The sequence below is a fragment of the Microcoleus sp. B6-A1 genome (assembly GCF_036705085.1).
In the GTDB taxonomy this organism is placed as follows: domain Bacteria; phylum Cyanobacteriota; class Cyanobacteriia; order Cyanobacteriales; family Microcoleaceae; genus Microcoleus.
This window is the reverse complement of sequence record NZ_JAUBTU010000078.1, coordinates 13,312-34,597: the sequence shown is the minus strand read 5'-3', so window position 1 is coordinate 34,597 and position 21,286 is coordinate 13,312. Positions and strand designations below refer to the sequence as shown.

Sequence of the window (21,286 nt, the reverse complement as noted above, 5' to 3'; positions counted from 1 at the left end):
TCCCGCCCGTCCTTTTTGGACGGGCGGGACGCCCATCCCACTTTCAAGAGTGGAAGTTATTTAATTCTCATTCCTTATAGCCCTTGATAAGCGGCCTCCGTGGCCTCCGTGGGCTCCGTGGGCTCCGTGGGCTCCGTGGCCTCCGTGGCCTCCGTGGGCATACCTCACCAAGATTGAGAACTGCTGTATTGCGGCTTTTTGATTACCTGTGGCATAAGTGCCTCCGGCATCGGGCTTCCGGCATCAGTGCCTTGCTTTTCCGAACCATTGCACAAATTCAAATAATATCTGTACATTGCCGACTAGCATCAAATCCCTGGCAGTGGTAAGAATTAAACCAAACGAAAGTAATTAAGGATGCCATGTCACTTTCAACTGCACAACCCGCTCTCCTAGTCCTGGCTGACGGTACTGCTTACCGCGGCTGGTCGTTTGGCGCTGACGCCACCGTCGTTGGCGAGGTAGTATTTAATACGGGAATGACGGGCTACCAAGAAGTATTGACCGATCCCAGCTATTGCGGTCAAATTGTAACTTTTACTTATCCAGAATTGGGAAACACAGGGGTAAATCTCGAAGACGAAGAATCCTCGGGCCCGCAAATTCGAGGTGCGATCGCCCGGAACGTATGCAGCCGCCCCAGCAACTGGCGCTGCTCGCAATCTCTGCAAGACTACCTGAAACAGTACGATATCCCCGGAATTTACGGGATCGACACCCGCGCCCTGACTCGCAAAATTCGCACGGTGGGAGCGATCAACGGTGGCATTTCGACCACGATTCTCGACCAGGCGGAACTGTTGGAGCAAGTGCAAGATGCCCCCAGCATGGACGGGCTGAATCTGGTTCGGGAAGTCACCACTCGCGAGGTCTACGAGTGGTCTGAAGCCACGGACTCGGTTTGGGAGTTCAGTCCTACAGTCAAACCTGCTAACGGCAAAATGTGGACGGTGGTAGCGCTAGACTTTGGGATCAAGCGCAATATTCTGCGGCGTCTGGCGAGTTACGGGTGTCGGGTCATCGTTGTCCCCGCTGACACCTCGCCGGAGGAAATCCTCAAATACAACCCGGACGGCATTTTTCTGTCCAACGGCCCCGGAGATCCGGCGGCGGTAACGGAAGGGATCGCGACTGCGAAAGCTTTGTTAAAGTCGGACAAACCCGTATTCGGTATCTGCATGGGACACCAAATTTTGGGACTTTCCTTGGGTGCAGAAACTTTTAAACTTAAGTTCGGCCATCGGGGATTGAATCATCCAGCGGGTTTAACTCAGCAAGTAGAAATTACTAGCCAAAATCATGGTTTTGCGATCGACCCCGATTCCCTAGCCCCCGAAGTAGAGATTACTCATCTCAATTTGAACGATCGCACCGTAGCCGGATTGAAGCATAAAACTCTGCCCCTGTTCTCAGTGCAGTACCACCCAGAAGCCAGTCCGGGCCCGCACGACGCCGATTATTTATTCGATCGATTCGTGCAGTCAATGCGAGACAATCAGAAAGTAGCCAGCAGTAAGTAGTCCTTAGTCAGCAGTCATTAGTCAGTAGTCATCAGAGGCTGTTTTGTGTCGATCGCTTCTGACTAATGACCAATGACTAATGACTAATGACTAAAAAACTGTAGACAAAAGACCAAAAAACTCCTATAATGAAGCCTCGACTTTAAGCCATATCTAGCTAGGAGGGTGTCATTCCTGAGTCATTGACCCTGACCGTTAGCCTCAGAGGCACTCGCGAAGTCAAGAATAACTATCAGTTATTTCGCCTGACGGGCCTGCTGGACGCTTTTTCTGAGGCAACTTTTCGGAAGGTAATAAGCAAATGTATTGACGAGGGCCCAAAACACGTAATTTTGGACTTGTCTCAGATAGACTTTGTGGATAGTTCAGGCTTGGGCGCACTTGTGCAACTTGTCAAAAAAGCCCAAACCTTGGAAGGGACATTGCAAATTGTCTCAAATCCCCGCGTAACTCAGACTGTTAAACTGGTTCGCTTAGAGAAATTTTTGTCTTTGCAGCCTTCGGTTGATGAGGCGGTAAAAAACGTCAAGGAGGCTTGACGCCAAAGTGGATTAAATTAGCTATCCGGTTCTCAACGCTGGATAGCAAATTTTTATTGTTGTGCTGGTAAAGCAATACCGATTTTCCCAGAAGCTGCGACACGCGCCAGCCGCTATTTCCCCGATGCTTAGAGTTTCGGTTGATGGGCAGTAAAATATGTGTGGCAAACACGCGAAAAAATGGTATAAAACTGAGAGCATCCCGATTTGGTAAAAAGCCTTTTTTAGGAGTGCGATCGTCGCGCCAAGCTTTGCCTATATATCTCGCTTCGCGATCTGACAGCGAACACTCCTGTAAAAGCTATAATTGCGGAAGTGACGAAAGACCAAATAAGTAAGTGACTAGAAAAACCAAGCTGTGCGGAAGTTTTATTTAAAAAAGTATGTCGCCGATCGCAGATGACGGACTCAAACTGAGTCTGACGGATATCAGTTTAAATCGAGTGCATCCAGCGAGGGCTACACCAGCAGAAATAGAAAGAATTTCGCCCGCAGCCTGGGCATATTTGGGAGATGCAGTATACGAACTCTACGTTCGGAGTTCGTACTTAGTCCCAGCCAAAAGATTGCAAGCTTATCACGAATTAGTGGTGGGACAAGTACGAGCCGAAACTCAAGCGCGTCATTTGCGATCGCTCTCTCCTTACTTGAACAGTACAGAATTAGCAATTGTCAAGCGCGGCCGCAATGCTGCAGCGGGCCGTTCTAAGCGAGCAGATCCAGAGATATACCAACAAGCCAGCAGCTTAGAAACTTTGATCGGATATTTGTACCTCACCGATCCCGAAAGATTGACCGAGATTCTGGCACTTTTAGAACTTGAGACTTAAAGGATTTAGCAGTTAAGAGTTGGGAATGGGGAGGGAGTAATTAACCATCCTGGCACGGCTAACATAAAACCGCAAAAATCTCGATCGGCAAAACAGGATTTATCAGTTATTAACTAGCAATTGGAACACAGCAAAATCCTTGCTCCCTCGCTAGACTATCTCAAATCTTAAAGCCCAAAGATTGCTCCCTCAATCAAGACTCTCACATCTACAATCTACAATCGACTAGCCTTCAGCCAAAACATTTTGACCACAAGAAACCAATGAGAAAATTTACCAAACCCAACTTTTCGCGATCGAATTCCGACAGCAAGCCATTCAAAAGCGAAGGCCGCCGTCAGGACTCACAACCATCCTCTCCCCGCTTTGAACGCAAGCCCCGTCCCGACACTCGCCCAGGAGACGCCCCTCAAAAGCGATCGACCTTCGCCCCACAATCGCGAGAAATGCCCGTGCGAGCAATTTTCAAACGGAGAGTCGATTCCGACAGCCAACCGGAAATTCGCAGAAATAATCATTTCAAAGACAGAGACAGCAGCCCGCAGGAATCCAGGGGCAATTATTACCAAGACAGAGACAGAGATAGCAGCCCCCAGCCGGCCCGCAACAATTTCCGAGACAGAGACAGAGACAGCAGCCCCCAGCCGGCCCGCAACAATTTCCGAGACAGAAACAGAGACAGCAGCCCGCAGGAATCCAGGGGAAATTATTACAAAGACAGAGACAAAGACAATAGCCCGCAGGAATTCCGGGGCAACCATTTCAGAGACAGAGACAAAGACAGAGACACTCGCCCTGTTGACACTGCCTCCAATACAGTCGTGCAACCAGACGCAGACACAGACGACATGATTTACGGCCGCCATGCGGTACAAGCAGCTTTAGAAACAAACCAAGTCCTCAACCGGATCTGGGTTGTTCCCCACCTGCGCTACGATCCCCGCTTTCATAGCTTGCTAACCGAAGCCAAAGCCAACGGCAGCATCATTGACGAAGTTGACGATTTGCGCCTCGACTACATCACGCGCAAAGCAAACCACCAAGGCGTAGCCGCCCAAGTATCAGCCTACGAATACCTGGATTTGAGCGAACTGATCGCAAAGGCTAAGTCGGCTTGCGAAGATCCAGTAATTGTGGTAGCAGAAGGACTCAACGACCCGCACAATCTAGGGGCGATTATTCGCACCGCAGAAGCATTGGGATCTCAGGGCATGGTGATTCCGCAGCGGCGGGCGGTTGGGATTACCTCAGCAGTGAGAAAAGTGGCAGCAGGGGCATTGGAAAGCCTGCCTGTGGCGAGGGTTGTCAATCTTAACCGGGCGCTGGAAGAACTCAAAGAGGCTGGATTCTGGATTTATGGCACTGCAGCAGGCGTCGGTCAATCTATAGAGACAGTCAAGTTCTCCGGGCCCACTGTTTTAGTGGTAGGTGGTGAAGCTGACGGTTTGAGCCTTTTGATACAGCGCGGATGTGACGGATTAGTTTCAATTCCTTTAAGGGGTCATACTCCTAGCCTGAATGTCTCGGTAGCAACGGGGATGGCTTTATACGAAATTTACCGTCAGCGCGGGCCCAAAAAGTTTCACGTACACGGATCGTAAAGGTGGTTGAAAAAAAGAGCACAACAGAGTAGTTTATTGTCAATGCCGCCCAGCATGGAGTGGCACGACACCCGGAACAAGTAAGGATAGCCGATCGACTGTCGTTACTTGTTCAGGCGAAAGTAGAATGGGCCTGCCCCCTAGGTTCAAACAAGAATTCGACACCAATCTATTTAGATATCAGCTTTAAATAGGTTTGGATCGGTTCTTGGCAGCAGTCAGCCACGTGTAAATAACAAAAGCCTAGGCGTGTTCGCAGCACCCTGAAAACACCGTCAAATACATTAGAAAAGCACATGAAAGAATTCTTGATTAGCTTGCTCAACTTTTTCGGATTGGCTTGGTGGGTTGAAGTTAAAACTTCAGCGCCGCGGTGCATTTACTATTTTGGCCCGTTCTTAACCAATGGAGAGGCGGAAGCTGCAAAAGCAGGATATGTAGAAGACATAGAAAATGAAGGGGCCGAAGGTGTTAGTGTTTCGATTTACCGCTGCAAACCAATTACTTTGACTGTTGCAGAAGATTTGGGAAAGTTTGGTGATGGAGGGCTGTGGCCGGTTTTGAGCGGTCAGTAGAAGCAGGGGGAGTTTTGAGTTTTGAGATGGCTACGCTTCCCTCGCAACGCTGTGCGGTTTTGAGTTGTGAGTTTTGACACTCCCCTGGCTAAAGCCGAGGGGATTCTTGATTCGCAGAATCGACTTGCCGATGCAGAATTACTTCAACATCGGTAGCGGTCAATTCTCCACAAGCGTTCGGATCTAAGATCCAAGTTCCGACGTGCCCCGCCGTACTCAATCCCCGACTTAGGATGTTTTTGGCTGCGTTCCAATCCCTGTCAATTACGCACCCACACCGACAAGCGTGAGTTCGCGTTGACAGACTTTTCTTGACAACTGTCCCGCAGCTAGAGCATTCTTGACTTGTTCCATTGGCTGGCACGGCAATTGTAATTCTTCCGAATACTTTGCCAAAATATTCCAGCCACACTCGAAACATATACCAAGATGCGTCGTTAATCGATTTAGCTAAACAGTGGTTCTTCACCATATTTTTAATCCTCAAGTCTTCGTAGGCTACACAGTCGTTTGACTGGATGACGTATCTTGCTAATTTCACAGCAAAATCTTTACGTTGTCTACTTATTTTGAGGTGGCGTTTCCCTAGAATCACTCTAGCTTTTTTTCGGTTTTCTGAACCCTTGACTCGCTTTGAAACTCGTCTTTGGGCTTTCTTTAATCTGCGTTCTCCTTTGCCCAGGAAGCGCGGATTATCAACTGCAACGCCATTAGAGTCTGTGTAGAACTCTTTTAAACCAACGTCTAACCCGATGGCGCTGCCTGTAATTTCAACCTTCTCGGAACGGTCAACTTGAACGCAAAACTGGACGTAATATCCATCGGCTCGTTTGACTAAGCGCACTCGCTTAATTTGACTGCGCTGATAGAAATGTAAGTCGCGAGTTCCTTTCAGTTTGAGTTTCCCGATTCCTTTTTTGTCAGTAAAAGTGATAGATTTCCGATCGGTTGCCATCCGCCATCCCGTAGTCTTGTATTCAACCGAGCGGTTGTCTTTCTGAAATTGCGGGAATCCTTTTTTACCAGGAACTTTCTTCTTGCAGTTATCGTAGAATCGGGAGATTGCCGACCATGCTCTTTCTGAGCTAGATTGTCGAGCCATGCTGTTCAAGTCATCGCAAAACGTCCATTCTTTAGCTAAAACAGCGCTGTACTTATTTAAGTCATACTTATCGACTTTTTCGTTCTCCATCCAAAAGCGCAATGCTTTGTTGCGGATGAATTGTACTGTTCTAATTGCTTCGTCTACAGCGTCAAATTGCTGTTTTTTTCCGTATGCTTTGAACTCAAAAACTAGCATGACTTCGACCTCATCACGATACTTCTTATACTAACAACATCGGCTTAATGCACCTCAAATAGTTCATAAAGATTTACATAGTTGCACTCTACAGCGCAATCCTGAAATCCAACAAAAGAAACTGGGAGGCTAAAGCCTCCTTCTGCCTTTCATCCCCGGACTAAAGTCACGGGGTTTTCATGCTCGATCTTTATAACTTCAAAACTCTTGAGTGTTGGGTAATAAATTGCTTGTGACAAACTCAAAACTCAACACTCGCAATTGCCAACTGCTTCGGGGTGACTCTCAATCCAGCGATCGATGTCTGCGATTACCCGATCGGGAATTTCCCAAGGGAACAAGTGGGCTGTATTGGGATAACACTGCCACTGACAATCATGGAGGTGGCGGGCGGTTTCTAAACTGGATGCTGAGGTGATGTGCCGATCGCCTTCTCCGGCCAACACCAAGCTGGGACAATGAATGTCGTGCAGGTGCAGCAGTCGATCGTATCCAGCCCTCAGAGCGGTATTTAACGCCTTGGTGGCCGTGTTGGAAGTCTTGAGGTAGGCGGGGGTACCTGCCTGTGCTAAGTAGCGGTAAGGGGTGGCGTTATGCTGCTGTATCAAGTAGCGAAAGAGCGATCGCCTAGCAAAAGTATCAATATTCCATTGCCAACCGGGTATCATCCAATTGATAATTCCGGCTAAACCGGTGTAAAAGTTATCTTGCCAAGAGATGGGAGGATGACTTCCTCGCGGTTTGGCTGCGGATGCGAGTAGAATCAAACCTGTGACTCGCTGGGGATATTTCATGGCTAATTCCAGGGCTAAAATCCCTCCCAAAGACCATCCGATCACCAAACACCGATCGACTCCTAATTTGTCTAATAGTGCTTCTAAATCGACCAGATGATCGGTCATTTCAAAGAAAGTTGAGGTGTGGCTGTTGCCGTATCCGCGCAAGTCTGGGGCGATGGTTTGGAACCGCTTTGATAGGTGTTCTGTAAAGACCGACATACAATCGCCGGAACCTGGATGGCCGTGCAAGCAGAGAATAGGAAATCCTTTGCCTTTGACGGAAACACTGAGTTGTTGATGCGGCATTTTTTAACTGTTTAGGCGGTGCGTTGTCCCCGCTATAAATTGTATATTCCAGCGGTCAAAAGCTGGGGTTTCGGACCATGTAATCGGCAATTTTAGAAATAGACTGGCGCATTTGTAGCTCGCCGCTGCGGCTGTCAATCACAGTAATCACATAGGCCTCGTCGTCAATGCTCATCGCTAAAGTTGTGCCTAGCACCTTGGAATTTTGACCGGTTTTTTCGCCCAACCACTGAGCTTTAGTTCCTTGTAAGGCGGCAAATCCCAGAGCGTGATCGTACTGGCGGTTGAGAGTTTCTATTAATAGTTTAGCACCGGGTGTTTCGCCGTTGTAAATTTGCACCATCATTTCGGTGAGTTCGTTAGCAGTCAGGCGGTTGCGACCGGAACCGGGGTTGGAGGGCATAATTCTTTCCCCCATTAATTTGAAGTTGACGCGGGTGACTTCGTAGCCGCTATTATCTAAATATTGATTGATGTAATCCGAACCTAAATAATCGATTAGTTGATTGGTGGCGATATTGCTGCTGCGATAGATCATTTCTTCTAACAGTAGCTGTAGCGGATAATTGCGATTAGACCTAATCTTTGCCGATGCGTCTTCGGTGAAATTACCGCGAGTGACTAATACTTCCTGGTTCAGACTAATTTTTTCTTTTTCGACTTTTTGCATCAGGGCGACAGCAATCGGCAATTTAATTAAGCTGGCTGGACTGACAGGAGGTACATCGCCCCGCAGGTGTACGCACTCTCTAGAAAGGTTGCAAATGCCTATCGAAGCTTGAGCCGACAAACCGCTTTCCCGCGCAAGCACACCCAACAAATCTGATTTTGCTTGCTGGACTTGAGAGGTGGCTGCTGTTAAATTTTCCCGGTATTCTTGAGTTTTTGAGGCAGTGAGGGAAGCTAAAAATGAATTTTGAGGAACTTCCTGCAAGTTGTTGAGGGCTTGATGCCAGAAAAATTGAGTTTGCTGCGAAGATTCGATCGACTTATTTTGCTGCCCTTTAGTTTCTACGGCTCTGTTGGCTAAACGGACTGCTTGCTGTAAGTCGTCGTTAGCCCTCTGTTCTACTAATATTTGAGCTTCCACCGCTTGCAACTGCTGTAGCAGTTGTTCTTGAGGATTGGCGGTGAGGGGAACTAAGCGGGAGAGGAGGGTTGGTTCTGGGGAGGGAGAGGAGGGTTGTTCTAATTCGGCGATTAGCCCATCGCGAATTTTGTAGAGTTCGCCTAGGGAACGCGGGTTAGATGATTGAGAGAATGAACTTGCGATGGTTAACATCTGAACCAGTCCAATGCCGGCTACTACTGCCGCCATCTTGTTGGCGATCGACAAAAAACGCCTGAGCTCTGGCATATTTAACATCCTCAACACAACCAAATTCTATATAAGCAGCTATTGTTACATCAGTCAAACGGTTTTAGATTTTAGATAGGAGAACAAATCTAAAATCTAAAATCTAAAATCTAAAATAGTTCGATCGCGCCAATGTGGCAAAATAATCAAAATAAAGGGAGCGATCGCACGAAGGCAATCAACCCCCTCTAAATATTGCGAACTATCTACTTTTTGCGCCGCCGTCGCCAGTCAGCACCCAACCGCTTGAGGTAATCCCAGCCGCGTTGGGGCCAGACATGATCGCTACCAATCTTTTCGGCAATCCAGCGAGCGACTTTGGGGCCTGTCCAGTCTCCGCCGTCGGGGGCAGGGCCTAGCAGGGCTTGTCGCAGTTCTTCTTGCTGTTCAGGATTCAGCAAGGATTTTGCAGGAGGGGGCTGGCGGTCTCCGCTGCGATTTCTCACAGAGTTAGGCCCTTCTCGGTTATAGCGCTGGACAATTTCTTTGGCGTAGTCGTAGTTGAGGCCTACGACTTGGGCTGCTTGTTTGATAGTCCAATTTCGGGACACTAACAGCAGCAAGTGCCAGCGGCGCGACTCTGTGGTGTTTTGTGCCTGCCGGTAGCGAATTTTGAGTTCCTCTGCCGTCAGGTGGGATTCTAAGTGAGCTTTAGGTGGCATTCCTCCAACGGGGCATCGGGAACTTCTTACCATATATCTTTGGTTTTGGGGATAATTCCGGATGAAATTATTTTCCTGGGGATCGTTCGGGCAAATAAGTAGCTTTTTTTACCCCAGATGCACGCAGCTAGTCGCATTTGAGGAAGGACTGCTGTTTTTTTGCAGGTGCGGGCAACAAAAGACCTCGGCGTGCCGGTGAGCGTTTCGAGCTTTTTTGTGAACGCCAGATTTCTGACAGCCTTTTTGACCTTTGGCACAATGGGCGTGGATCGGAAAATGTCGATCGCTATTTTCTTCGATCGCGCAGCCCCCATTAATTCACTCGGCTGACTGATAACTTTCAGTCATTTTTGACTAAAAAAGTGTTCTTCATAATCTGACCCTAATTATTAGGGTATCGACCCCCATAATCTAAAATTAGATTATCAGGATTTTCTATTTATAGTTCATTTTTTCGGGGGTTTCAGGAGGGGATTAATCTCGTAAAAAATCAGCTTCAGATGCGGGCAAGTCTGCTTTTTGAAATAAATTCAATCTAACAAGACTGGTATTTTTTATAAAAATTAGTATTGTCTGAATATTCCCAAGAATAAAGCAGTCATAATCTGGTATTAGTGGATTTTTCATGCCATATTCTTCTCCCATAAATCCTGGGTTGCGTCGAAGAGAAGCTGGGTTCTAATATTTTAGAATTTAGATTACAGAATTGGGAATGACTGATTTCCTAATGATTGTGATCTTGCATACACATTCTTGAAGACCGAACCTAATTATGTAGGGGTCGCATTGCACACCTTACCCCTTACTCATATAAATCTCGCGTTAAACCACTTTTTGCATCAGTCCTGATACAGTTGCATTCTTGGTTTGTTAAAAAATTAGGTAAAAAACTCGATCGCTATTTTGTGTTCGGTGGGATTTGGGGAATTTAATCTATTGTATATAAAATGACCGATCGCCCGTTAGCTGAGCCCTCTTCGAGGCTCGAACTTTCGCCACAAAAATAGCCGACTTTGCCTTCGGGCTGTAAGCAGGTACAATTGCCAGTTATATTAACTGTATTGTCTCAAAGTAGAAATGATAAAGGTACGAGCATGGCATCCATCCGCGAGTTGCACCGACAACTGGTCAATAAAGAACGCTCTGCTGTGGAAATTACTCAAGAAGCATTAGACCGAATTACCCAGCTAGAGCCGAAGTTGAAAAGCTTTCTGTGCGTGACAGCAGACAGCGCATTGGCGCAGGCCCATAAAGTGGATGCCCAAATCGCAGCCGGAGAGCAAATTGGCCTGTTGGCCGGCATCCCGATCGCCGTTAAAGATAATATGTGCACCGAGGGCGTTCCCACAACCTGCGCCTCTCGGATTTTGGAGAATTTTGTTCCTCCCTACGATGCCACCGTCGTCTCGAAACTCCAAGCAGCCGGTGCGGTGATTGTGGGTAAGGCGAATATGGACGAGTTTGCAATGGGGAGCTCGACAGAAACTTCTGCTTATCAAGTTACCGCGAATCCTTGGGACTTGGAGCGCGTGCCCGGAGGGTCTTCTGGCGGTTCTGCCGCAGCGGTAGCCGCTGGAGAATGCGTCGTGAGTTTGGGTTCGGATACTGGGGGCTCAATCCGCCAACCTGCAGCTTTTTGCGGGTTGGTGGGGCTGAAACCGACTTATGGGTTGGTTTCTCGCTACGGTTTGGTGGCCTATGCTTCTTCTCTCGATCAAATCGGGCCCTTTGGCCGGACTGTTGAGGATTCGGCGATTTTGTTGGGGGCGATCGCCGGTTATGATCCGAGAGATTCCACGAGTCTTAATGTCCCAATTCCTGACTACGCTCAAGCTTTAAGACCCAGTTTGCGACCGAAGGGTCAGATTAGAATTGGTGTAATTAAAGAAACTTTTGGTGTAGGGCTGGACTCCGGGGTTAAAGACGCTGTTACTAAGGCGATCGAGCAATTTCAACAATTGGGCGCAGAAATTCAAGTCATTTCTTGTCCCCGGTTCCGCTACGGTTTGCCCACTTACTACATTATTGCTCCCTCGGAAGCTTCGGCAAATTTGGCGCGATATGATGGAGTTAAGTACGGTTTCCGGTCAAAAGACCCCGATAATCTTTTGGATATGTATGCCAAAACCCGCTCTCAAGGGTTCGGTGCGGAAGTTAAACGCCGGATTGCGATCGGCACTTACGTATTGTCGGCTGGATATTACGATGCCTATTATCTAAAAGCTCAAAAAGTTCGGACTTTGATTAAAGAAGACTTTGAAAAAGCTTTTTCTCAAGTTGATGTTTTAGTCTGTCCCACTGCTCCTACTACCGCATTTAAGGCAGGCGAAAAATTCAATGACCCCCTGAGTATGTATTTGTCAGATTTGATGACTATTCCGGTGAATCTTGCTGGTTTGCCAGCTTTGAGTTTGCCCTGCGGATTTGATGATAAAGGACTGCCCGTGGGTATACAACTGATTGGTAATGTTTTGCAAGAATCTCGGCTGTTTCAGGTGGCTCACGCTTACGAACAGTCTACGAATTGGCACTTACACCACCCGGAATTGCATTAATTTCTGAAAATCGGCGGAATACGGTGGCGGAAGTTAGTAATCGATCTTGGCTAATTGTCTGAATTAATAATTTGCCATTAGCTTTTGAGCGATCTCTAATTTCCCGCGTGCTCTATCTATGAACAATCTGCTAGTATTCCTTTTGTCTAAATCGCTAATAGCTTTTGGGATAGTTTTGGCCGTTGCTTATTCTGCTGCTTGTGTATTCCTCTTTGTAGCGCAAGGTAAGTTTATCTTTTTTCCTGCGCGGGCGATCGAAACTACGCCAGATGATTTTCAGTTGAAATATCAAGATGTCTGGCTGCCAATTCCAACTAAAACAGGCGCGGTGGACAGCGTGCACGGGTGGTGGATTCCTGCCTCGGAAAATCCCCCCAGCCCCCCCTTAGCAAGGGGGGGAGCAAGAAAGGGGGAGGCTGTTCCCTCTGTTAACACCGGAGACTCGGATACCCCCCCCAGCCCCCCCTTGCCAAGGGGGGGAGCTAGAGGAGTCGGAACGTCCCCGCAAAGTGAGAGACCGGCAGTCGCTCCGGTTCCCCCCCTTAACAAGGGGGGGTTAGGGGGGGTAATTTTGTATCTGCACGGCAATGCTTCAAATGTGGGAGCAAATGTCGAACACGCTCATCGATTTCATCGGTTAGGTTTGTCGGTATTTGTGATGGATTATCGTGGTTATGGAAAAAGCCAGGGCGATTTTCCGAGTGAATCTCAGGTTTATGAGGATGCTCAGCTTGCTTGGGATTATTTGGTGAAACAGCGGGGGATTAACCCGAATCAAATTTATATCTACGGTCATTCTTTGGGAGGGGCGATCGCGATCGATCTAGCCGTGGGTCACCCGGAGGCGGCAGGGGTAATCGTAGAAGGCTCTTTTACTTCCACGCGGGCGATGGTGAATTTCCAAAAAGGGCTGTTTTGGATGTTTCCGATCGATGTTTTGCTGACACAGCGGTTTGATTCTCTTTCAAAAGTCGATCGCCTGCAAATGCCTGTGCTGTTTATTCACGGGGCTGCTGACAATGTAGTTCCAGTGGAAATGACCAAAAAACTGTTTGATGCAGCACCTGAACCCAAACAGTTGTACATAGTTCCTGATGGAGGTCACACTAATGTGGCACAGATCGGGGGCGCAGAATATATGCAAATACTGAGCCAATTTATAGGTTCTTCAAAGTAGTAGATAAAAGCTATTGGCGGTAACAGGTTAAGTTTGATATCTGTACCGCCTACTCGCACTTCTAACAGTACATATTAAACAGAGTAGTGATGGGGATAATACTGCTTAGTAGAACCTTAATACATTCAGCCACCAGTCATTCAAAGCATAGCAGTAATTACAGTAATTGTTCGTGCTGATCGCTGGTTCTTTCTTAACTTCGCAGCCTCGCCGAGATGTTTTTTGGTCTGGCATCCGGGCACCGCAAAGATTGGCATCTGTGAGATTAGCTTTGTTCAATCTCGCATCCCTCAAGTCGGCATTTCTCAGGTCTGCACCGCTGAGATTTGCACCGCTTAAATCGGCTTCTTTGAGGTCTGCACCCCTGAGATTTGCACCGCTTAAATCGGCATTTCTCAGGTCGGTTCTACTTAGTTTAGCTGCGCTCAAATTACTGCATTTTAAATTAGCCAACTGGAGGGATGCGTCTCGCAGAAAACTCTCGCTGAGGTTGGCATTTTCTAAGTTGGCTCCCCTGATGTCGGCCCTGCTCATGTCGGCTTTGCTGAGGTCGGCGTCAGCCAAAAAGGCGTTTCTCATGTTGGCGTTGTTTAAATTAGCTTCCATTAAGTCAGCCGCAGTCAAGTCGGCATCAACTAAGTCGGCCCTGCTGAGAGTGGCGCGGCTCAAGGAAGCGCCAAACAAATCTGCACGGCTCAAGGAAGCGCCAAATAAGTCGCATCCGGGACATCCTCTGGTTTCTAGCAGCCGCTTGACTAGAGACAGATTTTGAGCTTGTAAGGGAAGTGCGGCGCAAAATGGGAGTAGCATTATCGCTGCAGTCAGAATTTTCAGTTTGATTTTGGTCATAGTCTTGGTAAGTCCTGTAACTGCCTTTCAACACCGATTTGTCTGCTGGACTTACGCGCGGGGGACCAAAAACCCGGTTTCCTCGTTAATTCCTGGCTGTCAAACCCAATATTCTAAGCAGAAACTGGGTTGTTTGCGTAAGTCCTAGTCTAGTGGATGGACGCGACTCAACGGTGTAAGGTTCGATCGCGCTCACGGAAGTTACTTACGCCTTGGGGATGAAAGCCCGCACATCAAGGCTCCCCTGCAGCGGCGATCGGCCCGAGGCGCTAAATGCCGGGGATTCTGGCGACGGCTGCAGCAAGTGGCAGACTCCGACAACGGATAAGTATTTGTAATCGATGCAGTTGGATTTTGCTGCCGAGGGCGATCGTTCTCCGTACAGGCGATCGGTAAATAAGCCAATTGGCTTAGACTCTTAAGACATATTGCTGATGCGCTGCCTTCTCTAAAAAAGATAGCATTTTTGTGTGATCCCCGAAATAATACCGAGCCAGCAAGTATAAAAAAAATACCACGTGTCTCGGCGGGTGGGAAAATAGGGTACAGCTAATACTTTCAGACGAGGAAAATAGATGTCGAACAGCATAGATCAACTTGCAGAAGGCGGGAGGGGGATCAAACTCATGTGGCAGATTGCAGACGATCTCAGTTACACCCGGACTCTCGACAATCGAAATTGTTTGTCGCTGAGCAAAAATTACGAAGTAAAAGGCTGCAATCGCTCCCAAAATATAAAAAAAGCTAGCGTTTTAGATGGGTTAATGAATTTATTAAACACCTGGGATTGGCAGACTGAAACAGAGCAGGAAGAAGAGCTGCATGAAACTTGTATTCAACATATTAGCCTGCAAGTCAACACAGATGTCAATGCTTTAACTCAAGTTTTGTTGTGGTTTGAGCAGTTGAAAGATTTATCGCTCCCCAATGAGGTTTGGTGTAAGTTTCAGTTGGCGTTGGCTGAAGGTTTCAGAAATGCAGTTCGCCACGCTCACAAAAATCTGCCAGTAGAAACTCCTGTTCAACTGGAAATTAGGGTGTTTAACGGACGGTTGGAACTCAAAGTTTGGGATTGCGGCCCGTGTTTTGATTTTGATGCTAAGCTAAAGGAAATTCTGGCAGCAGATAGAAATAACGGCTTGGATTTAGAGGTTTTGAACGATGCTTGCTTAATGCCTAGCAGACAGAAAACTTTGGAACCGTCTCTCTTTCTAATTGCTGGGTAAGCTGTTGTGCATTTAAATTGAATGTCAAAAAATAATCTAAGCTTTGTGGGGAGTAGGGTTGGGCCTAAGAACCCGCCCTCAATATGCAATTTAAATGCGTGACAGCTTAGCTTTGGGGTGATGGACAATTAACACACTGGCACGGTGAAAAATGTGTTATTCTAAAAACGGTGTTAGGGAAAAAGTTACGGGTTTTGTCTCCGCGTGGCTGAGGGGTTTTGAATACTGCCGACTTGCTGCGGCTTGGGTTAAGAGCTATGGTATTGGGTGATTCTATAGCGGTTCGATTGAAACGGGTGCATCTGTCTAATTAAATATTAAAAACTCAACATTAAAAGTTAAAAATTATTCACACTAATTTTTGACGTTTTAATTTATCATAGTATCTGGTCGCTCACCGATTACTAATGATTTCCAAAGAAACTTTATTTGTTCTGTCTCTATTTCCCTACTTGGGATTTCTCTGGTTTTTGACTCGATCGGGAAAAACACCTCGTTTAGCTCTGATGGGTTTTTACGGCACTCTCGTTTTTGTAGCGGTGACGATTCCCGCCGCAATTTACGCAAAAGTTACCTACAACGAGTCACTAGCAAATGTCGATTGGCTTCACGGTTCTGCGGAACTATTCTTAACACTTGCCAATATTTTATTAGTTTTAGGCTTTAGAGAAGCGGTGATTAAAGCCAAAGCATCCTCACAAGAATAAACTTGAGAGGGTAGTCGGGATTAATCCGAAACTTTGATTTGACTAGCGTCTGTTTAGGATCGCGAATTAAATAACTTACAATTTTAATTGTTATTGTGGGATGGGCGGGACGCCCATCCCACAAACTTGTGGAAGTTATTTAATTCTCATTCCTTAGTTGGGCGAGATAATTGACATACTTGTGAAGGCGATCGGTTTCAGTGTCGAGTAAACGACTAGCCCAAGAATGTACATTAAGTTGCGATCGCATTTCTCGAAATACCGCAGCATCCCCGCGATTGTGTAGAGAAAAAACCCAAGCATCAAATCCAGCAGACTTGAGACGGCTAACAGTTCCCTCGCCATCTTGCACCCACAATTGAGGGTTAATGCGAAGGGGTTGACAGGAATATTCACCGACAACAATTCCCCCCACCGACACGCTAGCACCTTCTCCCCGATTGGAAAGTTCTTGCAAAATAGCTTTGAGGGAATTGAGTTTTTTCCCGTCTTGTACTTGTTGCGGTGTCAGCTTGACAATCACCATTTCTAGAACTTCCACAGGTTTTGTCGATCGTACAACGTTGACTGGTTCCGCCGGCCAAGAGTTATTTATTTCCGGTTCCGCCTTCTGGATTTCCTCTGCAACCTGTACTGTTTCAACCGGCTTTGCAGTGTCTACAATTATCTGAATTTCCTCCCCATCTTTCTCAATTTTTCCACTAATCAGTAAGATCGCATTCTCTACAATGTAAGGTTTCACTTGTTCGTAAGCCTTGGGGAACACCACAGCTTTTATTTGAGCAGTCAAATCTTCTAATTGCAAAATTGCCATCGCATCGCCTTTTTTAGTCACTACCATTTTAATAGCGCTAAGCATGACAATAACTGATACTTTCCCCTTTTTATCTGCTAACTGTTCGAGAGTCACAACATCGGGGTCTTCGTTTACTTGCATGAGAAACTTTAGGGGATGTTCTGACACATAAAAGCCAAGCAGTTCTTTTTCTAAACGCAATTTCTCCTGTTTTTCAAAATCTGGTACCACTTTAGATTTGGGCGCGGACTCATAGGTATTGACTGACTTCCCGAAGCTATTCGCACCTAACAAGTCAAAAAGATTACCTTGGCCACTTTCCCGGTCTCTTTTGCGGTCTTGCGCCCATTTCATCACCCCTTCGAGATCGTTTACTAATTGCTTGCGGTTGCTGTCAATTTTATCAAAAGCACCGCATTGAATTAAAGCTTCTAGAGCGCGACGGTTGACAGAATGGAGATTTACGCGATCGCACAAATCAGCCAACGATTTAAACTTACCCCCTTCCTGCCGCGCCGCCAAAATATTTTCAATTGCCGATTCTCCCACATTTTTAACCGCCGAAATTCCAAACAAAATTTTATCTTTTGCAGAGCCAGTCATCTGTTTCGGCATCGGTGTAAAAGTAAGTTCCGAGCTATTAACATCTGGCGGCTCAACCTCAATACCCAGCTTGAGACAATTGGCAATATATTTCTGTACTTTATCCTGATCGCCCCTGTTAGCAGTCAGCAGTGCAGCCATGTATTCTAGAGGATAATTCGCCTTTAAATAGGCAGTTTGATAGGTAATATAGGCATAGGCCATTGAATGGGATTTATTAAAGCAGTTAGATGCCACCAAACTATTTTCTAGGATAAAGTTATGTTCTCGTTCAACGCCTATGTCATAGACTTCTTGAGTTCCTAGTGATTTTCTACTAATAATTTTTACCATGTTTCTAACTCCTGAGAATAGCCTCTATTTTAGTTTTCTTTCGTTGCAATCCCAAGCGGGGATATTGATACACAAAATCATAGAATGCTTGTATATTTTTTCGACTAAAGATTCTCCAATAATAAACTTTTTTTAATTGATGCTCTTGTACAGAACCCATCCCTAGGTGCATTGCTAGTTCGCGGGCAAATTCAAAGGAACCAACAATGCAGACTAAACCGCCACTTCTACCTTTGTTTGCATAAGCACAACCGTCACCGTCAAAATAGCCTAACACATAAGACCCTAAATATTTTAAGTTAGGGAAATAGGTAACTTCCGAAAAAGTTCTTCCTGTTATGATGCCGTAGCCCTGTAAAGAGCTGGCCAGCTTTTCAGAAGAAAAATTTATTCGGTAGTGAGGAGCATAATTTTGAGGCTGAATAACTCTAATTTCACCAGAGTATTGTAGCTCTATGCTGAGCATTTCTGTAAGTTCTTTGTCAATAGATTCAAAAGCTACATAATTAGTTTGAGTAACGCAGCCATCAGCAGCTATCAATCCTAATAAATAAGCTTTAGCTTGAGAGTCAATTACATCAAAATAGCTCTCATTTAAAGTATAGCGGTTGCGCCGCTTAGTATTAATGTCTGCTTCTTTTAAAACCCTTGAAACTGCTCTTTCACTCACACCAAGGTAGTTAGGAATGTCTCGACACTCCATGCCCTGATTAAAAGCAGAAATGATTTGTTCCTTGTGTTCCGATTTTAGCTGCCTATAGTCGAGATACATTTTATATATCTGAGCTAGAGTTGATTTGTTTTAAGTCTAATCCTTGTTCAAAGATTTCGTCAATGGGCAGCATTTGACCGCCAACAGTCATAAACTTGTGATCTTTTGTGGCGCGAATTATCGAGCCATCTTCCAGGCAATACTCAAAGACCTCCTGCTGCCCCCGGCGATGCCACTGTGCAATTGACTGTGTATAAATATAACCGTTGCTATCCACACTATAAACAGTACATTCAATTTTTTCCTCAACAATTTTGCCAATAGCCATCGGCCCATATTCCACTGTCAATATCTGCGTATCATAGCTCAAGCAATACTCTGCAAATTGTAGCATCTGCGCGAACAACTTTTCAGCAATTCTTTGACTGACTCCATTCTTAGTTGCGCCGTCGATAAACGTTTCTTTTTGCTTCTGCATTTCATCAGCTTTCTTCTTGCCCATTGCCCGCCGCAGCAAGTCAGCTTGCCCCAAAGAATAGCCTGCCAAATCTTGAGCCATCCGCATAATTTGCTCTTGAAAGCAAAGCGTTCCGTAAGTCTCTTTTAAAATCGGTTCTAATAGCGGATGATCGTACTCAACTGTTTTACCGTGCTTGCAGTCAATAAACTGAGGAATCAAACCTGCATCCAGCGGCCCAGGTCGGTAAAGTGCCAAAATAGAAGAAATATCATCCAGACAGGAAGGTTTGAGTTTTTTCACTACATCCAGCATTCCAGAGGATTCTAACTGAAAAATACCTTCTAAATCTCCTCTTTCTAAAAGTCTATAGGTTTTATCTACATCATCGGGTAACTTTTTGATTCGGCCAAAAGTCTCTTGAGCTCTGCGCTCTATATCAGAAGGTAGCATTTCTGGATCGACAATTAGATTTTGGGTTTGCTTAATATAATCAACAGTTTTCTGGAGCGTTGTTAAATTTTTCAATCCCAAAAAGTCCATTTTCAGCAGCCCCAAAAATTCCAAATCTTCCATGAAATATTGGGTAATCACAGCACCCTCATTATTCTTTTGCAGCGGTACAAGTTCATCCAACGGCTCTGAAGAAATTACCACACCGGCCGCGTGAACACCATAGGTTTTGTTAGTTCCTTCAATGCGAATTGCCATGTCAATCCACTGACGAACGGGGACTTCAGTACCAGTTTCTGCATTTATGCAAATTGTATTTTCATAGTTGTCTTTAAATTCCTGTGCAGGTGTGTCATTGGAAATCATCACTTTAAGTTTTTCCGGTTTTCCCCTGGACACGGGAATTAATTTTGCCATTTCGTCGGCTTTTTTGTAGGGAATACCTAACACCCGGGCAACATCTTTCAATACAGCTTTGGATGTCATTCTGTTGAAAGTAATAATTTGCGCTACGCGCTCGCTACCATATTTTTCTGTAACGTATTTAATCATGTCGTCCCGCCTTTCTATGCAGAAATCGCTATCAATATCTGGCATAGATTTGCGTTCGGGGTTGAGAAATCGCTCGAATAGTAGCCCGTGGTGTACGGGGTCGATATTGGTGATTTTGAGGACGTAAGCAACTAGAGAACCTGCTGCAGAACCGCGTCCTGGCCCTACTGGAATATCGTTGTCTCTCGCATATTTTATGTAGTCCCAAACTACTAAAAAGTATTCCGAAAAGCCCATCTGCTGAAGCATTTTCAGTTCGTATTCTAGTCTTTGTTTGTAGACTGGGGGGATTTCATTTCTGGTGCGGGCTTTGAGGCGTTCTAACAGTCCCAGCCAGGATATTTCTTCTACATAAGTATCGGCTGTATGTTCTGGAGGAATTGGAATTGTGGGAATTCGAGCTTCTCCTGTGAGCTCGTATCTCGATACTTTATTTGCGACCTCTAGGGTATTTTCGATCGCCTCTTTGATCGTTTCATCATCCAAATGGTCTCGAAACAGTTGCGCCATCTCCTCTGCGGACTTAAGATATTCAGTACCGCTGTAGCGCATCCGCTTGTCTTCTTCAATCAGTTTGTTGGTGTTAATGCACAGCAAAGCATCGTGTGCTTCTACGTCGTTGCAGGAAATATAGTGAGAATCATTAGTGGCAATTATTTTAATCTTGAGTTCGCGGGCAATTTTGACGATTTCAACATTAACAATCCGGTCTTCCGGGGAACCGTGGTCTTGAATTTCTATATAGTAATCTTCTCCAAATACTTCTTTATACCATGTGGCTACTTCACGGGCAGTATCTAGCTTGTTTTGCAGAATCATTTGGGGAACTTCGCCGCCCAAACAAGCACTGGTAACAATTAAACCTTCGGAGTATTGTTTTAGCAGTTCCTTGTTGATGCAGGGGCGGGCAAAAATACCTCTTTCAGGCATTCCCTTTAAGTGGGAAATTGTGGTTAGTTTGACGAGGTTTTTATAACCTTGAGTATTTTTAGCTAAAACAACTTGATGGTATTTTCTTCTACCTCGAACTTTTACTTCTATGTCGCCGTTGACGACATACATTTCATTGCCAATAATCGGCTTGATGTTTTTATTTCGGCAAACTTTGATTAGCTCGATCGCCCCGTACATCACCCCGTGGTCTGTAAGGGCGATCGCGGGCATCCCCAATTCCACCGCCCGTTCTGCGAGCTGTTGTAGCTGAGAAGCCCCATCTAGTAAGCTATAATCGCTGTGAATGTGCAAACCAACGAAGGACATAGGGATTTTAGATTTTAGATTTTAGATTTTAGATTCTACACTATCCGCGTGTCAAAGTGTAAAATAAAAAAACAAAGTTTTATGCTACTTTTGAAATAATTTTGGTAGGGGTACGAGGCAGCAGCGCATCAGTTCGC

The 21,286-nt window shown here is 45.9% G+C and carries 17 protein-coding genes; 9 read left to right on the top strand and 8 right to left on the bottom strand.

The features are described from left to right. Positions 1-362: 362 nt before the first annotated feature. The 5 genes from carA to QUB11_RS23825 all read left to right on the top strand — a co-directional run bounded on the left by carA (position 363) and on the right by QUB11_RS23825 (position 5,065). Positions 363-1,520, top strand: a complete 1,158-nt coding sequence (gene carA / locus QUB11_RS23845) for a glutamine-hydrolyzing carbamoyl-phosphate synthase small subunit (RefSeq protein WP_333205123.1) — start codon at positions 363-365, stop codon at positions 1,518-1,520. Between the two features lie 182 nt (positions 1,521-1,702). Further along, positions 1,703-2,059 carry an STAS domain-containing protein gene (locus QUB11_RS23840; protein ID WP_333205121.1) on the top strand — a complete coding sequence of 119 codons (357 nt, stop codon included), beginning with the start codon at positions 1,703-1,705 and terminating at the stop codon, positions 2,057-2,059. A gap of 383 nt (positions 2,060-2,442) precedes the next feature. Next, a complete protein-coding gene (locus QUB11_RS23835; RefSeq protein WP_333205119.1) occupies positions 2,443-2,889 on the top strand; it encodes a ribonuclease III domain-containing protein in 447 nt (148 codons plus the stop codon). 263 nt (positions 2,890-3,152) lie between these two features. Beyond that, complete coding sequence (gene rlmB / locus QUB11_RS23830) at positions 3,153-4,490, top strand: 23S rRNA (guanosine(2251)-2'-O)-methyltransferase RlmB (RefSeq protein WP_333391873.1); 1,338 nt, start codon at positions 3,153-3,155, stop codon at positions 4,488-4,490. A 296-nt stretch (positions 4,491-4,786) separates the two neighbouring features. Further along, complete coding sequence (locus tag QUB11_RS23825; protein WP_333205115.1) at positions 4,787-5,065, top strand: DUF1816 domain-containing protein; 279 nt, start codon at positions 4,787-4,789, stop codon at positions 5,063-5,065. An 88-nt stretch (positions 5,066-5,153) separates the two neighbouring features. Here the strand turns inward: QUB11_RS23825 and QUB11_RS23820 are convergent, their stop codons facing one another. From QUB11_RS23820 to QUB11_RS23805, 4 genes are all read right to left on the bottom strand, one after another. Beyond that, a complete protein-coding gene (locus tag QUB11_RS23820; RefSeq protein ID WP_333205113.1) occupies positions 5,154-6,365 on the bottom strand; it encodes a transposase in 1,212 nt (403 codons plus the stop codon). A gap of 248 nt (positions 6,366-6,613) precedes the next feature. Next, on the bottom strand, positions 6,614-7,450 hold the full coding sequence (locus QUB11_RS23815; RefSeq protein WP_333205111.1) for an alpha/beta hydrolase: 837 nt from the start codon (positions 7,448-7,450) through the stop codon (positions 6,614-6,616). 55 nt (positions 7,451-7,505) lie between these two features. Beyond that, on the bottom strand, positions 7,506-8,807 hold the full coding sequence (locus QUB11_RS23810) for a serine hydrolase (RefSeq protein WP_333205109.1): 1,302 nt from the start codon (positions 8,805-8,807) through the stop codon (positions 7,506-7,508). Between the two features lie 206 nt (positions 8,808-9,013). Then, positions 9,014-9,469, bottom strand: coding sequence for a helix-turn-helix domain-containing protein (locus QUB11_RS23805; RefSeq protein ID WP_333205107.1), 456 nt, complete (start codon positions 9,467-9,469; stop codon positions 9,014-9,016). A 1,094-nt stretch (positions 9,470-10,563) separates the two neighbouring features. Here QUB11_RS23805 and gatA point away from each other — a divergent pair. Together gatA and QUB11_RS23795 are read left to right on the top strand one after the other, a co-directional pair. After that, entirely contained in the window at positions 10,564-12,024 is a 1,461-nt protein-coding gene (gene gatA, locus QUB11_RS23800; protein ID WP_333205103.1) for an Asp-tRNA(Asn)/Glu-tRNA(Gln) amidotransferase subunit GatA, read from the top strand. 118 nt (positions 12,025-12,142) lie between these two features. Continuing rightward, positions 12,143-13,201, top strand: coding sequence for an alpha/beta fold hydrolase (locus QUB11_RS23795; protein WP_333205101.1), 1,059 nt, complete (start codon positions 12,143-12,145; stop codon positions 13,199-13,201). A 105-nt stretch (positions 13,202-13,306) separates the two neighbouring features. On the opposite strand, the gene QUB11_RS23790 is transcribed toward QUB11_RS23795, so the two are convergent. After that, the gene (locus QUB11_RS23790) at positions 13,307-14,050 is read right to left on the bottom strand and encodes a pentapeptide repeat-containing protein (RefSeq protein ID WP_333205099.1); all 744 of its coding nucleotides are present in this window, start codon (positions 14,048-14,050) and stop codon (positions 13,307-13,309) included. 626 nt (positions 14,051-14,676) lie between these two features. On the opposite strand from QUB11_RS23790, the gene QUB11_RS23785 reads away from it, so the two are divergent. Continuing rightward, positions 14,677-15,276, top strand: coding sequence for an ATP-binding protein (locus tag QUB11_RS23785; protein ID WP_333257135.1), 600 nt, complete (start codon positions 14,677-14,679; stop codon positions 15,274-15,276). 407 nt (positions 15,277-15,683) lie between these two features. After that, entirely contained in the window at positions 15,684-15,983 is a 300-nt protein-coding gene (locus QUB11_RS23780; protein WP_333205094.1) for a DUF3593 domain-containing protein, read from the top strand. A gap of 139 nt (positions 15,984-16,122) precedes the next feature. On the opposite strand, the gene QUB11_RS23775 is transcribed toward QUB11_RS23780, so the two are convergent. Genes QUB11_RS23775 through QUB11_RS23765 form a run of 3 tightly spaced genes read right to left on the bottom strand, consistent with a single transcriptional unit; the run spans position 16,123 to position 21,149 of the window. Next, positions 16,123-17,715 (bottom strand): helix-hairpin-helix domain-containing protein, encoded by a 1,593-nt coding sequence (locus QUB11_RS23775; protein ID WP_333205092.1) that lies wholly within the window; start codon positions 17,713-17,715, stop codon positions 16,123-16,125. A gap of 4 nt (positions 17,716-17,719) precedes the next feature. After that, a complete protein-coding gene (locus tag QUB11_RS23770; RefSeq protein WP_333205090.1) occupies positions 17,720-18,487 on the bottom strand; it encodes an LAGLIDADG family homing endonuclease in 768 nt (255 codons plus the stop codon). Between the two features lies 1 nt (position 18,488). After that, positions 18,489-21,149 (bottom strand): DNA polymerase III subunit alpha, encoded by a 2,661-nt coding sequence (locus QUB11_RS23765; protein WP_333205088.1) that lies wholly within the window; start codon positions 21,147-21,149, stop codon positions 18,489-18,491. Positions 21,150-21,286: the final 137 nt, after the last annotated feature.

Bases quoted from the DNA above. Each gene is read 5' to 3' on its own strand.
- QUB11_RS23795 (WP_333205101.1), top strand. From the start codon at position 12,143: ATGAACAATCTGCTAGTATTCCTTTTGTCTAAATCGCTAATAGCTTTT.
- QUB11_RS23770 (WP_333205090.1), bottom strand. From the start codon at position 18,487: ATGTATCTCGACTATAGGCAGCTAAAATCGGAACACAAGGAACAAATC.
- QUB11_RS23820 (WP_333205113.1), bottom strand. From the start codon at position 6,365: ATGCTAGTTTTTGAGTTCAAAGCATACGGAAAAAAACAGCAATTTGAC.
- QUB11_RS23815 (WP_333205111.1), bottom strand. From the start codon at position 7,450: ATGCCGCATCAACAACTCAGTGTTTCCGTCAAAGGCAAAGGATTTCCT.
- QUB11_RS23835 (WP_333205119.1), top strand. From the start codon at position 2,443: ATGTCGCCGATCGCAGATGACGGACTCAAACTGAGTCTGACGGATATC.
- QUB11_RS23790 (WP_333205099.1), bottom strand. From the start codon at position 14,050: ATGACCAAAATCAAACTGAAAATTCTGACTGCAGCGATAATGCTACTC.
- QUB11_RS23765 (WP_333205088.1), bottom strand. From the start codon at position 21,149: ATGTCCTTCGTTGGTTTGCACATTCACAGCGATTATAGCTTACTAGAT.
- QUB11_RS23775 (WP_333205092.1), bottom strand. From the start codon at position 17,715: ATGGTAAAAATTATTAGTAGAAAATCACTAGGAACTCAAGAAGTCTAT.
- QUB11_RS23805 (WP_333205107.1), bottom strand. From the start codon at position 9,469: ATGCCACCTAAAGCTCACTTAGAATCCCACCTGACGGCAGAGGAACTC.
- QUB11_RS23780 (WP_333205094.1), top strand. From the start codon at position 15,684: ATGATTTCCAAAGAAACTTTATTTGTTCTGTCTCTATTTCCCTACTTG.
- QUB11_RS23785 (WP_333257135.1), top strand. From the start codon at position 14,677: ATGTGGCAGATTGCAGACGATCTCAGTTACACCCGGACTCTCGACAAT.
- gatA (WP_333205103.1), top strand. From the start codon at position 10,564: ATGGCATCCATCCGCGAGTTGCACCGACAACTGGTCAATAAAGAACGC.
- rlmB (WP_333391873.1), top strand. From the start codon at position 3,153: ATGAGAAAATTTACCAAACCCAACTTTTCGCGATCGAATTCCGACAGC.
- carA (WP_333205123.1), top strand. From the start codon at position 363: ATGTCACTTTCAACTGCACAACCCGCTCTCCTAGTCCTGGCTGACGGT.
- QUB11_RS23810 (WP_333205109.1), bottom strand. From the start codon at position 8,807: ATGCCAGAGCTCAGGCGTTTTTTGTCGATCGCCAACAAGATGGCGGCA.
- QUB11_RS23825 (WP_333205115.1), top strand. From the start codon at position 4,787: ATGAAAGAATTCTTGATTAGCTTGCTCAACTTTTTCGGATTGGCTTGG.